The organism is Burkholderia sp. E168m22 (assembly GCF_001319805.1).
GTDB lineage: Bacteria > Pseudomonadota > Gammaproteobacteria > Burkholderiales > Burkholderiaceae > Burkholderia > Burkholderia orbicola.
Genome location: NZ_BBSK01000026.1, coordinates 1 through 14,013, shown reverse-complemented (window position 1 = coordinate 14,013; position 14,013 = coordinate 1). Strand labels below are relative to the sequence as shown.

Here is a 14,013-nt window from a genome sequence, read left to right as displayed (position 1 = left end):
GAAAGGCGGCACATGCGTGCCGCCTTTTGTTTTTTCCGGCTGCCGTGTTGCGCCGGGCAGTGTGGTCAGTGCCGCGTGCCGGCGTCGGCCGTCAGCACATGCGTGCAGTCGGCGCGGTACTCGGCGGCCAGCCGATGCTTCGCGCCGTCGAGATCGTCGGGATAGTACGGGCTCGCGTGGGCCGGATCGTAGCCGACCTGTTCGAGCTCGGACAGCTCGCGTACGAGGTCCGCACGCGAGACGCCACTGCCCGTGTGCACGAACGGGTACGCGTGGCATTCCTGCGGCGTGAGGTGCGGCCCCGCGAACGCGGCGGTGCTGGCGCATGCGAGCAGCATGCAGGCGACGGTGGTCGACAGTTTCATCCGGTAGCTCCTGGTTTCGCGGCCCGATGCCGCATGACGTCAGCGTAGGCGGTAGCCGTCGCAGGGCCGGCGACGCACGGATGAAACATGTTTCACCTACGCACGTCGCGATACCGAATGAAGTTATTTTCATCTGGCGCCGCACGGCAATCGCGGCGCTTACGATAGTGGCGGGCGCATCGTGCGCGCCCGTGTTGAAGTTCATTGCGAGGGCAACCATGCGAGTACTGACGGTCGAGGACGATGCGGTGACCGCGAACGAAATCGTCGGCGAACTGACCGCCCGCGGGTTCGAGGTCGACTGGACCGATAACGGCCGCGAAGGGATGATGCGCGCGATGAGCGCATCGTACGACGCGATCACGCTCGACCGGATGCTGCCGGGCGCGGACGGCCTCGCGATCGTGACGGCGATGCGCACGGTCGGCATCGACACGCCGGTGCTGATGCTGAGCGCGCTGGGCGACGTCGACGAGCGCATCCGCGGGCTGCGCGCGGGCGGCGACGATTACCTGACGAAGCCGTTCGATTCCGGCGAACTGAGCGCGCGCATCGAAGTGCTGCTGCGCCGCCGGCAGGCATCGGGTGTGCCGCAGCAGACGCTGCTGAAGGTCGGCGCGCTCGAGCTCGACCTCATTTCGCGCTGCGCGCGCCGCGGCGCCGACGAGATTCCGCTGCTGCCCACCGAGTTCCGCGTGCTCGAATTCATGATGCGTAACGCAGGCCAGACGATTACGCGCACGATGCTGTTCGAGGCCGTGTGGGGCTATCACTTCGATCCCGGCACCAACCTGATCGACGTTCACATGGGCCGGCTGCGCAAGAAGATCGATCCGCCCGGCGCGAACCCGATGATCCAGACGGTGCGCGGATCGGGCTACATGCTCGCTTGACGGAGGCGCGAATGGACGCAGCCCGCGCGGCGCACTTCACGCGCCGCTGGCATACGACGACGTTTCGCTGGCTATGCGCATACGCGGCGATCTTCTCGGTGTCGCTGCTGCTGCTCGCGGGCGTGATCAGCGTGGCCGCGACGCATACGATGACGCGCGACACCGACGAAGTGCTCGCGTGGCAACTGATCTATTTCGATTCGATTCCGGATGCCGAGCTGCCGCTCGCGATCCACCGGCGGCTCGAGCACGAGCACATGCATACGAATTTCTACGGGCTGTTCGATGCGAGCGGGCGCCGCGTGGCCGGCGACATCACTAAGCCGCCCGCGCTGCAGACCGATCGCCGCGGCCGGACGCTGAACCGCACGCTCGTGCTGCTGGACGGCCAGCCGTCGCCGATCGCGCGCGCGATGGCCGTGCGCCGCGACAACGGCATGACGCTGGTGGTCGCGCGCGACCTGTCGCATTTCATCCAGATCCGCGACGTCGCGATCCGCGGGCTCGTGATCGGCGGCGTGGTGATCCTGATCGCGGGCATCGCGGGCGGCAGCATGCTCGGCATGCGGCAGATGCGCCGCGTCGCCGCGATCCGGCGCGTCACGCGACAGATCGCCGAAGGCGATCTCGGCAAGCGGCTGCCGGTCGGCGGCTACGACGAACTCGATCTGCTCGCGCATCTCGTGAACCACATGCTCGACGAAGTCGAGCGGCTGATGGGCGAGGTGCGCCATACCTGCGACGGGATCGCACACGACCTGCGCACGCCGCTCGCACGCGTGCATACGATGCTGGCGCGGCTCGCCGACCAGCCGTTCTGCGCGCATGATCCCGCGTCGGCGGCGCTGCTGGCTTCGGCGCGCGACGAAACCGACCGGCTGCTCGAACGGTTTCGCGCGATGCTGCGCATCTCCGAGATCGGCACGCTGAGCCGGCGCGGCGGTTTTGCCGCGGTCGACGTCGCGGCCCTGCTGCGCGACGTGTGCGAGCTTTACGAGCCGCTGGCCGAGGACGTCGACGTGTCGTTTGCGCTCGAGGCGGCCACGGTCGACGGCATCCACGGCGATCGTGCGTTGCTGTTCGAGGCGTTCAGCAATCTCGCGGACAACGCGATCAAGTTCACGCCGCCGGGCGGCCGCGTGCACGTCGTGCTCCAGACGACGCCGCACGGCCCGCTCGTCCGGTTCGAGGACACCGGGCCCGGCATCCCGCCCGGCGAGCGCAATGCGGTGCTCGAACGCTTCTACCGCGGCGAGCGCACGCGCCACGTGAACGGCTCGGGGCTCGGCTTGAGCATCGTGTCGGCGGTGATGCGCGTGCATGGTTTCGCGCTGCGGATCGGCGATGCGCAGCCGACCGGTACGGCGATCACGGTCGAATGCTGGCCGCGTTCGCTTGTATGACGGCGCCGGAGACCGAGCGATGCGCATCCTGCTGATTGCGCCGCCGAATCCGCACGCGTCGCGGCTCGACAAGGCGTTTCGAGAGAGCACGCACGGCGTCGAGCGCGTCGACGCATGGCGCGATGGCTGTTTCGCGGCGACGCAGGACCGGTTCGACGCGATCGTGATCGTCGCGACCGATGGCGGGGCCGCGGCGGCGATTCTCGATGAATTGCCGCGGCTCGCCGCGTCGGCCGGCGGTGCGACGATCGCCGCGATCGTTGCCGGCACCACGTCCGCCCAGCGCGCGCGGATGCTGAACGCAGGCTGCGACGTATGCCTGGCACATCCGTGTTCGTTCGTCGAATTGCACGAACGGTTGCGCGCGCTGTGGCGCCGCGCGGGCGTCATCGCGATGCGTGAATCGATCCGGCTCGACACGGCGACGCGTGCGCTCGAGGAGCAGGGCCGGCGGCTCGCGCTCAGTGCACGGGAGTTTCGCGTGGTCGAATGCCTGCTGCGCGAAGCGGGGCGGCCGGTCGGGCGGGACGCCGTGCTGCGTTATGCGTGGGACGATGCCGATATCGAACCCGAAACGGTCAATGCGCTGGTCGTCCGGTTGCGGCGCAAGCTGGTCGCGCATGCGTTTTCCGCGCGGATCGAAACGGTTGCGCGATTCGGCTTCCGGTTCGACACGGGCGGGTGACGGGGTGGATATCGACGTCAGGCTGAAAGAATCTCTTGACGGACGGCGTACGCAGCGCTACGCCACGCAGCCCGGCCTGGCCGGCAGCCGGGCGTCGATTGTTACAAGACGTTAGCGCGCGTGTCCTGTTGCGATGCCGCGCATCAGTTCTTACAAACTTGAAATATGCGGAGCCGGCGCTTGCCGCTATAGTCGAATCACACATGACACAACCAGAAGAGGAATCCATGAAGACTTTGCGTGTTGCCTCGCTCCTGACCGGTATGACGGCCTTGCTCGTGTCGGGCGCAGCAATGGCGGGAGTCAATGTCGGGATCAACGTCGGCGTGCCGGCACCGGTCTACGTCGCGCCCGCGCCCGTGTATGCGCCGCCGCCTCCGCCGGTCGTCTACCAGCCGGCGCCTGTCTATGCACCGGCGCCCGTGTACGCCCCGGCGCCGGCGATCGTGATCGGCTGGCACGGCGACCGCTACTGGGACGGCCGCCGCTACTGGGGCCGCGACGAGTGGTATCGCCGCCATGGCCGCGGCTGGGGCGGCGATCGCGGTCACTGGGATCACGGCCGCCACAACGGCTGGCGCTGATCGACCGGTCGCGCATGCGTGCCGCGTGCGCGACAACTGCTCGCGAGGAAACCGCCCGCGTGGCGGTTTTCTTTTGGCTCGACGGACTGAATGGGTAGAATCGCTCCACGTTACTACCCTCATTCGATCGACAGGGCCTCTATGACGAAGGGTTCGCCCCGGGCCGCCGCCGCGCGTGCCTGCCTCGGCGCGCTGCGGGCCGCCGGCCGCGTGGCCGCGGTGCTGGCGCTGCATGCGGTGCTGGCCGCGCCGGCCGCGCACGCGGCCTACGCCATCGCGCAGTACGGCGAGCCGAAGTATCCGCCGGGCTTCAAGCATTTCGACTACGTGAACCCCGACGCGCCGAAGGGCGGCACGCTCGTGCTCGCGAATCCGAGCCGACTGACGTCGTTCGACAAGTTCAATCCGTTCACGATGCGTGGCAACACCGCGCCCGGCATCGACATGCTGTTCGAGAGCCTCGCGACCGGCAGCTCCGACGAACCGGCGTCCGCCTACGGGCTGCTGGCCGACGACATCGACGTCGCCCCGGACCGCCGTTCGGTCACGTTCCGCCTGAACCCGCGCGCACGCTTCTCGAACGGCGATCGCGTCACGGCCGACGACGTCAAGTTTTCGTTCGACACGTTGAAGAGCAAGCAGGCCGCACCGCAGTTCGGCGCGTATTTCGCGGAAATTGCGAAGGCCGTGGTCGTCGATCCGGCGACCGTGCGCTTCGAGTTCCGCAGCGCGAACCGCGAACTGCCGCTGATCGCCGGCGGCGTGCCCGTGTTTTCGCGCAAGTGGGGATTGCGCGCGGACGGCTCGCGCATCCCGTTCGACCAGCTTGCGTTCGAGCAGCCGATCGGCAGCGGCCCGTATGTGATCGAGCGCTACGACAACGGCCGCACGATCACCTACCGGCGCAATCCCGCGTACTGGGGCGCCGACCTGCCGGTACGAGTCGGCACCAACAACTTCGAGCGGATCGTCTACAAGCTGTACGGCGATGGCGTCGCGCGGCTCGAGGCGTTCAAGGCCGGCGAATACGACGTGCTCGTCGAGTACATCGCGCGCAACTGGGCGCGGCGCGACGTCGGCAAGCGCTTCGACAGCGGCGAGCTCGTCAAGCGCGAATTCCGCCAACATAACGGCGCCGGTATGCAGGGCTTCTTCATGAATCTGCGCCGGCCGTTGTTCCGCGACGTGCGCGTGCGCGAGGCGCTCGACCTCGCATTCGATTTCGAATGGCTGAACCGCCAGCTGTTCTACAGCGCATACACGCGTCTCAACAGTTATTTCGCCGACACCGACCTGCAGGCGACCGGTACGCCGAGCGAAGGCGAGCTGAAGCTGCTGGAGCCGCTGCGCGCACAGCTCGATCCGGCCGTGTTCGGCCCGACGGTCACGCAGCCGGACACGAATCCGCCGGGCTCGCTGCGCGCGAACCTGCTGAAGGCGCGCGCACTGCTCGCGCAGGCCGGCTGGACCTATCGCGACGGCGCGCTGCGCAACGCGAAGGGCGAGCCGTTCGCGTTCGAGATCCTCGACGATGCGGGCGGCGCGATGGAAGGCGTCGTGACCGCCTACCAGCGCAACCTGGCGAAGCTCGGCATCGTCGTGCGGTTTCGCACGGCCGATTACGCGCTGCTGCAAAAGCGCCTCGATGCATTCGACTACGACATGACGACGATCCGCCTGCCGGGCGTGCAGGTGCCGGGCGCCGAGCAATACTCGCGCTACGCGAGCAAGTTCGCCGACGAGCCGGGCTCCGACAACTTCATCGGATTGAAATCGCCGGCCGTCGACGCGTTGCTGCATGCGCTCGGCGCCGCGCAGACGCGCGAGGAATTGCTCGACGCGACGCACGCGCTCGACCGCGTGCTGATGCACGGCTACTACGCGGTCCCGCAGTGGTACAGCACGACGCACCGCATCGCGTACAAGCGCACGCTCGCCTATCCGCGGACGCTGCCGCTGTACTATTCGGCCGAGGGCTGGGTCGTGTCGACCTGGTGGGCGAAGCCCGATCACTGACCCGCGCCGGCCCTCCGTCCAACCCCGCCATCCGATCACGAGTCGACGCCCTATGTGGAGCTACATCCTCAAACGCCTGCTGCTGATGATCCCGACGCTCGTCGGCGTGCTGACGCTCACGTTCGCGGTGATCCAGTTCGTGCCGGGCGGCCCCGTCGAGCAGGCCGTGCAGGAGTTGCGCAAGGGCGCGACGGAGCAGGGCGCGACGCCGTTCGGGATGCGCGCGCACACCGGCGTCGACGCGCAGCAGCTCGCGCAACTGAAGGCGCTGTACGGTTTCGACAAGCCGCCGCTCGAACGCTACTGGCTGATGCTGAAGCGCTTCGCGCGCTTCGATCTCGGCGACAGCTATTTCCGCCACCAGAGCGTGTGGTCGCTGGTCGTGCAGAAGCTGCCGGTGTCGATCAGCATCGGGCTGTGGACGTTCTTCCTCACGTACCTGATCTCGGTGCCGCTCGGCATCGCGAAGGCCGTGCGCAACGGTTCGCCGTTCGACGTCGCGACGAGCCTCGTCGTGCTGGTCGGCTATGCGATTCCGGGCTTCGTGCTCGGCGTGCTGCTGCTCGTGCTGTTCGGCGGCGGCTCGTTCTGGCAGCTCTTTCCGCTGCGCGGCCTCACGTCGGACAACTTCGCGCAGCTGTCGCTCGTCGGCAAGGTGCTCGACTACCTGTGGCACATCGCGCTGCCGATCACCGCGTCGGTCGTCGGCAGCTTCGCGGTCGTTACGATGCTCACGAAGAACGCGTTCCTCGACCAGATCCGCCGGCAATACGTGCTGACCGCGCGCGCGAAGGGGCTCTCCGAGCGCAGCGTGCTGTGGAAGCACGTGTTCCGCAATGCGATGCTGCCGTTGATCGTCGGCTTCCCGGCCGCGTTCATCGGTGCGTTCTTCACCGGCAGCCTGCTGATCGAGACGCTGTTCTCGCTCGACGGCCTCGGGCTGCTGTCGTACGAGTCGGTCGTGCGGCGCGATTACCCGGTCGTGCTCGGCACGCTGTACCTGTTCACGCTGATCGGGCTCGCGACCAAGCTGATCTCCGATCTTTGCTATGTGTGGGTCGATCCGCGCATTCAATTCGACAACCTGGAGCGCTGACATGAAACGAGCCATTCGCATGCCCGGCGCCAGCGGGCGGGGCGCGCGATGAACCGGGCCGTCGCCTCTTCCCGTATCGACGCCGCACGTGCGCGCGTGTCGCCGTCGCCCACCCGCCGCGTGTGGCAGCGTTTCACGCAGCAGCGCCTCGGCTACTGGAGCTTCGTGATCTTCGTCGTGGCCTTCGCCGCGAGTCTCGCGGCGCCGCTGTGGTCGAACGACAAGCCGCTCGTGGTGCGCTACGACGGCCAGACCTATTTTCCGATGTTCCATGCGTACCCGGAGACGACCTTCGGCGGCGATTTCCCGACGCCGGCCGACTATCTCGATCCGTACGTGCGCAAGCGGCTCGAGGCGCCCGGCAACTTCGTCGTCTATCCGCCGAACCGCTACTACTACGACACGCTGAACTACTTCTCGAACGTGCCGAACCCGGCGCCGCCGTCGCGCGAGAACTGGCTCGGCACCGACGCGCAGGGCCGTGACCTGCTCGCGCGGCTCGTGTACGGTTTCCGCGTGTCGGTCGAGTTCGGGCTGATCCTGACGGTGATCGGCACGCTGCTCGGGATCGCCGCGGGCGCGGTGCAGGGCTTCTTCGGCGGGCGCATCGACATCGTCGGGCAGCGGCTGATCGAGATCTGGAGTTCGCTGCCGGAGCTGTACCTGCTGATCATCTTCGCGTCGATCTTCGAGCCGAGCTTCCTGCTGCTGATCGTGCTGTTGTCGCTGTTCGGCTGGATCGGCCTCGCCGACTACGTGCGCGCGGAATTCCTGCGCAACCGGACCCAGGACTACGTGCGCGCGGCCCGCGCGATGGGGCTGACGAACTGGCAGATCATCTGGCGCCACGTGCTGCCGAACAGCCTCACACCGGTGATCACGTTCCTGCCGTTCCGGATGAGCGGCTCGATCCTCGCGCTCACCAGCCTCGATTTCCTCGGGCTGGGCGTGCCGCCGCCGACGCCGAGCCTCGGCGAGCTGCTGGCGCAGGGCAAGGGCAACCTCGACGCATGGTGGATCTCGCTGTCGACGTTCGGCGTGCTGGTCGCGACGCTGCTGCTGCTGACCTTCATGGGCGACGCGCTGCGCAACGCGCTCGACACGCGGATCGCCGATTCGGTGCGCGCGGCGGGAGGCCAGCGATGAGCGAGTCGACCGTATCGGCGCAGCACGAACCGCTGCTGTCGCTCGAGCGTCTGCATGTGCGCTTCGGCGACACGGTCGCGGTGGACGACGTGACGCTCGCGATCGGGCGGGGCGAGCGGGTCGCGCTCGTCGGCGAATCGGGGTCCGGCAAGAGCGTGACCGCGTTGTCGATCCTGCGGTTGCTGCGCGACGCAGAGGTCACGGGCGCGATCCGCTTTGCCGGGCAGGATCTGGCGGCCAGGAGCGAGCGCGAGATGCGCGGGCTGCGCGGCTCGGACATCGCGATGATCTTCCAGGAGCCGATGACGGCGCTCAACCCGCTGTATACGATCGGCGTGCAGATCGGCGAGACGATCGTGCTGCACGACGGCGTATCGGCCGTCGAGGCGCGCAAGCGGGCGATCGCGTTGCTCGCGCGCACCGGCATCGCGGAGCCCGAGAAGCGGGTCGACAGCTACCCGCACCAGTTGTCGGGCGGCCAGCGGCAGCGCGCGATGATCGCGATGGCGCTCGCGTGCCGGCCGCGCCTGCTGCTGGCCGACGAGCCGACCACCGCGCTCGACGTGACGATCCGTGCGCAGATCGTCGACCTGCTGCTGGAACTGCAGCGGGAGGAGGCAGAAAAGCGCGGGATGGCGATCCTCCTGATCACGCACGATCTGAATCTCGTGCGGCACTTCGCGCAGCGGGTGGCGGTGATGGAGCACGGCCGGCTCGTCGAGAGCGGGCCGGTCGAGCAGATTTTTGCGGCACCCGAGCATCCGTATACGCAGCGGCTGCTGAACAGCCGGCCGCAACGCACGGTCACGCCGGTGATGCCGATCGCGCCCGTCGTGCTCGACGCGCGCCACGTGAGCGTGCAGTTCGCGCGCAAGCGGCCGGGCTTCGCGGGCTGGTTCGGCACGGTGCCGGTGACGGCCGTCGCCGACGTGTCGGTGTCGGTGCGGCAGGGCGAAACGCTCGGCATCGTCGGCGAATCGGGCTCAGGCAAGTCGACGCTCGCGATGGCGCTGCTCGGCCTGCAGAAGACGGCCGGCGGCGAGATCGAATTCCAGGGACGCGCGCTGTCGACCTATCGCGGTCGCGAACAGACCGCGCTGCGCTCGAACATGCAGGTGGTCTTTCAGGATCCATTCAGTTCACTTTCGCCGCGTCACACGATCGAGCGGATCGTCGGCGAAGGGCTCGAACTGCATCGCCCGGACATGACGCCCGACGCGCGCCGCGCGAAGTCGCTCGCGGTGCTGCGCGAAGTCGGGCTCGACCGTACGGTGCTGCAGCGTTATCCGCACGAATTCTCGGGCGGCCAGCGCCAGCGGATCGCAATTGCGCGCGCGCTGGTGCTGGAGCCGCGCATCCTGATCCTCGACGAGCCGACGTCGGCGCTCGACGTGTCGATCCAGCAGCAGGTGCTGAAGCTGCTCGCGAATTTGCAACAGAAATACAACCTCGGCTATGTGTTCATCAGCCACGACCTGGAGGTGATCGGTGCGATGGCGCACCGCGTCGCGGTGATGCAGGACGGCGCCGTCGTCGAGTCGGGGGAGGTGTCCGACATCTTCACCCGACCGTCACATCCTTACACACAAAAGCTGTTGAAAGCGGTCTGGAAAGCGTGATAGGCGTCCAATGGTCTGACCATCTCGATTGTATTTATTAATTTGTTTTGACAAACGATTACGCGCTGGCTAGTATCGACCGAAATTTTCCGCCAATCAGCTGATTTTTAAGCACATTCCATCGACCAATGCAGCATCGATCCCTGACCCAGGCATGCGCGCGCACCATCGCCGGGCTGTTCATCGGCGCCCTGTTCGCAGCAGCACCCGGCGCGTTCGCCGACGAAGTCAGCAGTTTTAACCAGAATGTCACCAATTCGACTCAGATCGGGTCGGGTTCCTCCCTCCAGCAGACCAGCGCGCAGCCGTCGAGCGGCGGCGCGAAGTCGTTCCTTGCCGGCATGGCGGGCAAGGCGGGCGACGTGGTCGTCGGCGCGCTGAACATGATCGGCGTGCGGTATCGCTGGGGCGGCAACTCGCCGGATTCGGGCCTCGACTGCAGCGGCTTCGTGCGCTACGTGTTCCAGGACACGCTCGGCATGTCGCTGCCGCGTCGCGCGGAAGAAATGAGCCGCGTCGGCGAGAAGGTGAGCATGAGCAACCTGAAGCCGGGCGATCTCGTGTTCTTCAACACGATGCGCCGCACGTTCTCGCACGTCGGCATCTATATCGGCGACAACAAGTTCGTGCACTCGCCGTCGACGGGCAGCACCGTCCGCGTCGACGATCTCGACAGCGGCTACTGGGAAAAGCGTTTCACCGGCGCGCGCCGGATCGAATCGGAATTCCCGATGAAGCCCGAAGACCTGCGCCGCGTGCGCGCGACGATCGGCGACGATTCGGCGAACGGCAGCAACTGACGTTTGCCGGTCGGTCAGGCCGGACGATAAAAAACCCTGTCACCGAAAGGCGGCAGGGTTTTTTGTTTTGGGGCTGACGGTGGCGACGAAGCGGAGGTCGTTCTGTCGGCCACCGGGAGGCGGCGCGTGCCGCGGCCTCCCGCCCATCGCGGCTTACGCGGCGGCAGTCACGCCCCGCGCCGCCGCGAGCTTGCGCTGCAGTTCCGGCATGATGCGCGCGACCGCTTCCTCGCCCGCGAGGATCGCCGCGTTGCGCTGGTTGAAGTCGCTGCCGCCCATCGCCGCCAGGTTCGGGCGAATCACGACGTCCGCATATTTGTCGAGCTCGTAGGTCTTGATCGTCTGGCCCATGATCGTGAAGGTCTGCAGCAGCATCTCGATCGGGTTGTTGGTCGCCGCGCCGTCCGGCCGGGCCGAGATGTCGACCGCGATCACGAAGCTCGCGCCCATCTTGCGCGTGAACGACGCCGGCACCGGGCTCACCAGCCCGCCGTCCACATATTCGCGATTGCCGATCTTCACCGGCTCGAACACCGACGGCACGCTGCACGACGCGCGCACCGCGAGCCCCGTGTTGCCTTGCTGGAACAGGATCGGCTGGCCGCTTTGCAGGTCCGTCGCGACGATGCCGAGCGGCTTCGCCATCTTCTCGATCGGCCGGTTGTTGAGCGTCTTGTTCAGGAAATTCTGCAGCGCGACGCCTTGCAGCAGGCCGCGCGAGCGAAACGGCAGCGCCCAGTCGCTGATCGATGCCTGGTCCATGTCGAGGGCGATCTTGTTGATCTGCAGCGCGTTCATGCCCGACGCGTAGAGCGCGCCGACCACCGAGCCCGCGCTCGTCCCGGCGACGATCTCGATCGGAATGCCGCGCGCCTCGAGCGCCTTCAGCACGCCGATGTGCGAGAACCCGCGCGCGGCGCCGCCACCGAGCGCGATGCCGATCTTGACGGGCTTCTCCTGCGGCAGGGCCGTGCCGGGGCGGGACTTGTCGCCGAAGGACGTACAGGCGGCGAGGCTGGCGGACGCGCACGCGATCGTGAAGTGGCGGCGCGACAGGCGAGGGGACGACATCGAATGGTTCTCCGGCGGCTTGGCGGCGGGTCACACGGCCCGCGGCGGCGATAGGTTCCGAGCGGCCGCGCAGCGGGTTCCGTGCGGCCGGCGCCGCACCGGCTGGCGGCCGCGGCGCGCACATCATAAAGCAAGCGGTGCGCTTGGCGCGATGTCCGGCGCGAGTATAATTCCGGCTTCTTTCCCGTTCCGGGCGCCGCCGGCTCCGTTGCTGTCCGGGCTGCCGCATCGTCCCGCGTCGAATCATTCATGCGCCCCAGGCGTTCGAGTTACCGTTTATGACCCGTCCTGTCCGTACCCGCTTCGCGCCGAGTCCCACCGGCTTCATCCACCTCGGCAACATTCGCTCCGCACTTTATCCGTGGGCGTTCGCCCGCAAGATGAAAGGCACGTTCGTGCTGCGCATCGAGGATACCGACGTCGAGCGCTCGTCGCAGGAAGCGGTCGATGCGATCCTCGAGGGGATGCAGTGGCTCGGGCTGGATTTCGACGAAGGCCCGATCTACCAGATGCAGCGGATGGACCGCTATCGCGAAGTGCTCGCGCAGATGCTCGAGAAGGGTCTCGCATATCCGTGCTACATGTCGGCCGAGGAACTCGACGCGCTGCGCGAACGCCAGCGCGAAGCCGGCCTGAAGCCGCGCTACGACGGTACGTGGCGCCCGGAGCCCGGCAAGGTGCTGCCGGAGCCGCCGGCCGGCGTGAAGCCGGTGCTGCGCTTCCGCAATCCGCTGACGGGCACGGTCGTGTGGGACGATGCGGTGAAGGGGCGTGTCGAGATCTCGAACGAGGAGCTCGACGACCTCGTGATCGCGCGCCCGGACGGCACGCCGATCTACAACTTCTGCGTGGTGGTGGACGACATGGACATGGGCATCACGCACGTGATCCGCGGTGACGACCACGTGAACAACACGCCGCGCCAGATCAACATCCTGAACGCACTCGGCGGCGAGCCGCCCGTCTATGCGCACTTGCCGACCGTGCTGAACGAGCAGGGCGAGAAGATGAGCAAGCGACATGGCGCGATGAGCGTGATGGCGTACCGCGACGCGGGCTTCCTGCCGGAAGCCGTCGTCAACTATCTCGCGCGTCTCGGCTGGTCGCACGGCGACGCCGAGATCTTCTCGCGCGAGCAGTTCGTCGAATGGTTCGATCTCGAGCATCTCGGCAAGTCGCCCGCGCAGTACGACCACAGCAAGCTGAGCTGGCTGAACGCGCATTACATCAAGGAAGCCGACAACGCGCGCCTTGCCGAACTCGCGAAGCCGTTCCTCGACGCACTCGGCATCGATGACGCGGCGATCGCGACGGGCCCCGCGCTCGACGCGGTGGTCGGCTTGATGAAGGATCGTGCGACGACGGTCAAGGAGATCGCGGAAGGTGCGGCGATGTTCTATCGTGTGCCGGTACCCGACGCCGACGCGCTCGCGCAGCACGTGACCGATGCGGTGCGTCCGGCGCTGGCCGATCTCGCTGCCGCGCTGAAGGTGGCCGATTGGACGAAGGAAGCGGTGTCCGCCGCGCTGAAGGCGACGCTCGCCACGCACAAGCTGAAGATGCCGCAGCTCGCGATGCCGGTGCGTCTGCTGGTGGCGGGCACGACGCATACGCCGTCGATCGACGCGGTGCTCGTGCTGTTCGGTCGCGATGTCGTGGTGACGCGCATCGAGGCCGCGCTGGCTTGACGTTCGTGCGCGCGCGAAGCTGTCCGTGCATGAGGTACGCGGCGGCTTCGCAAAAAATTTCGCACGAATCGTAAAAAGGGTATTTACAAGTTCGAAATCGGTCCATATAATCTCATTTCTGTTCTGCAAGGGGGTATAGCTCAGCTGGGAGAGCGCTTGCATGGCATGCAAGAGGTCAGCGGTTCGATCCCGCTTACCTCCACCAACAGAACAAGATGGATTGATTTGCGAAGCAGCGGTAGTAATAAATGCTTCACAAAATGATTCATAGCAGTTAGAATTTCGGCCTTCGCTGTTGACCAGAAGTGAATAGCGAAAGTCAGACAAATCTGAAAAGATTATGTCCCCTTCGTCTAGAGGCCTAGGACATCACCCTTTCACGGTGAGTACAGGGGTTCGAATCCCCTAGGGGACGCCAGATTCAGCGGCGTTTCATAGAAGTGTCGCAAGGCTTGCAGGAACGTAACCGACGTCCTGCAGGTTGGGTAAGAAAGCTGGAGCGGTAGTTCAGTCGGTTAGAATACCGGCCTGTCACGCCGGGGGTCGCGGGTTCGAGTCCCGTCCGCTCCGCCAGAACGAAGCCCGTTCAAGACGTTTTTGAGCGGGCTTTTGTATTAAAGATGTAAGCAGTACGTTGTCCCCTTCGT

The 14,013-nt window shown here is 66.5% G+C and carries 12 protein-coding genes and 3 tRNA genes; 13 read left to right on the top strand and 2 right to left on the bottom strand.

Features of this window, described 5'->3' with window-relative positions:
- Positions 1-65: 65 nt before the first annotated feature.
- Complete coding sequence (locus AP428_RS07945) at positions 66-365, bottom strand: DUF4148 domain-containing protein (RefSeq protein WP_054927947.1); 300 nt, start codon at positions 363-365, stop codon at positions 66-68.
- 218 nt (positions 366-583) lie between these two features.
- Between AP428_RS07945 and AP428_RS07940 the strand changes: the two genes are divergently transcribed.
- The 9 genes from AP428_RS07940 (at position 584) to AP428_RS07900 (ending at position 10,607) form a co-directional block, all read left to right on the top strand.
- The gene (locus AP428_RS07940) at positions 584-1,258 is read left to right on the top strand and encodes a response regulator transcription factor (RefSeq protein WP_011549499.1); all 675 of its coding nucleotides are present in this window, start codon (positions 584-586) and stop codon (positions 1,256-1,258) included.
- An 11-nt stretch (positions 1,259-1,269) separates the two neighbouring features.
- Positions 1,270-2,661, top strand: a complete 1,392-nt coding sequence (locus AP428_RS07935) for a HAMP domain-containing sensor histidine kinase (protein ID WP_054927946.1) — start codon at positions 1,270-1,272, stop codon at positions 2,659-2,661.
- Positions 2,662-2,680: 19 nt separating this feature from the next.
- Positions 2,681-3,346, top strand: coding sequence for a response regulator transcription factor (locus tag AP428_RS07930; RefSeq protein ID WP_054927945.1), 666 nt, complete (start codon positions 2,681-2,683; stop codon positions 3,344-3,346).
- A gap of 227 nt (positions 3,347-3,573) precedes the next feature.
- Positions 3,574-3,930, top strand: coding sequence for a hypothetical protein (locus AP428_RS07925; protein ID WP_012328786.1), 357 nt, complete (start codon positions 3,574-3,576; stop codon positions 3,928-3,930).
- Between the two features lie 141 nt (positions 3,931-4,071).
- Positions 4,072-5,946: an extracellular solute-binding protein gene (locus AP428_RS07920; RefSeq protein WP_054927944.1), complete on the top strand. Its 1,875-nt coding sequence runs from the start codon at positions 4,072-4,074 to the stop codon at positions 5,944-5,946.
- 52 nt (positions 5,947-5,998) lie between these two features.
- Positions 5,999-7,042, top strand: a complete 1,044-nt coding sequence (locus AP428_RS07915) for a microcin C ABC transporter permease YejB (RefSeq protein WP_006481944.1) — start codon at positions 5,999-6,001, stop codon at positions 7,040-7,042.
- Between the two features lie 48 nt (positions 7,043-7,090).
- On the top strand, positions 7,091-8,188 hold the full coding sequence (locus AP428_RS07910; RefSeq protein ID WP_053525318.1) for an ABC transporter permease: 1,098 nt from the start codon (positions 7,091-7,093) through the stop codon (positions 8,186-8,188).
- Entirely contained in the window at positions 8,185-9,807 is a 1,623-nt protein-coding gene (locus AP428_RS07905; RefSeq protein WP_054927943.1) for an ABC transporter ATP-binding protein, read from the top strand. The genes AP428_RS07910 and AP428_RS07905 overlap by 4 nt, the downstream gene beginning before the upstream one ends.
- Positions 9,808-9,935: 128 nt before the next feature.
- On the top strand, positions 9,936-10,607 hold the full coding sequence (locus AP428_RS07900) for a C40 family peptidase (protein WP_054927942.1): 672 nt from the start codon (positions 9,936-9,938) through the stop codon (positions 10,605-10,607).
- A 153-nt stretch (positions 10,608-10,760) separates the two neighbouring features.
- On the opposite strand, the gene AP428_RS07895 is transcribed toward AP428_RS07900, so the two are convergent.
- Positions 10,761-11,678 (bottom strand): patatin-like phospholipase family protein, encoded by a 918-nt coding sequence (locus AP428_RS07895; RefSeq protein WP_054927941.1) that lies wholly within the window; start codon positions 11,676-11,678, stop codon positions 10,761-10,763.
- A 278-nt stretch (positions 11,679-11,956) separates the two neighbouring features.
- Here AP428_RS07895 and gltX point away from each other — a divergent pair, with 278 nt between their 5' ends.
- The 4 genes from gltX to AP428_RS07875 all read left to right on the top strand — a co-directional run bounded on the left by gltX (position 11,957) and on the right by AP428_RS07875 (position 13,939).
- Positions 11,957-13,366: a glutamate--tRNA ligase gene (gltX, locus tag AP428_RS07890; protein WP_054927940.1), complete on the top strand. Its 1,410-nt coding sequence runs from the start codon at positions 11,957-11,959 to the stop codon at positions 13,364-13,366.
- A gap of 129 nt (positions 13,367-13,495) precedes the next feature.
- Positions 13,496-13,571 (top strand) — tRNA-Ala (locus tag AP428_RS07885).
- A 137-nt stretch (positions 13,572-13,708) separates the two neighbouring features.
- A tRNA-Glu gene (locus AP428_RS07880) sits at positions 13,709-13,784 on the top strand.
- 78 nt (positions 13,785-13,862) lie between these two features.
- Positions 13,863-13,939 (top strand) — tRNA-Asp (locus AP428_RS07875).
- Positions 13,940-14,013 lie beyond the last annotated feature (74 nt).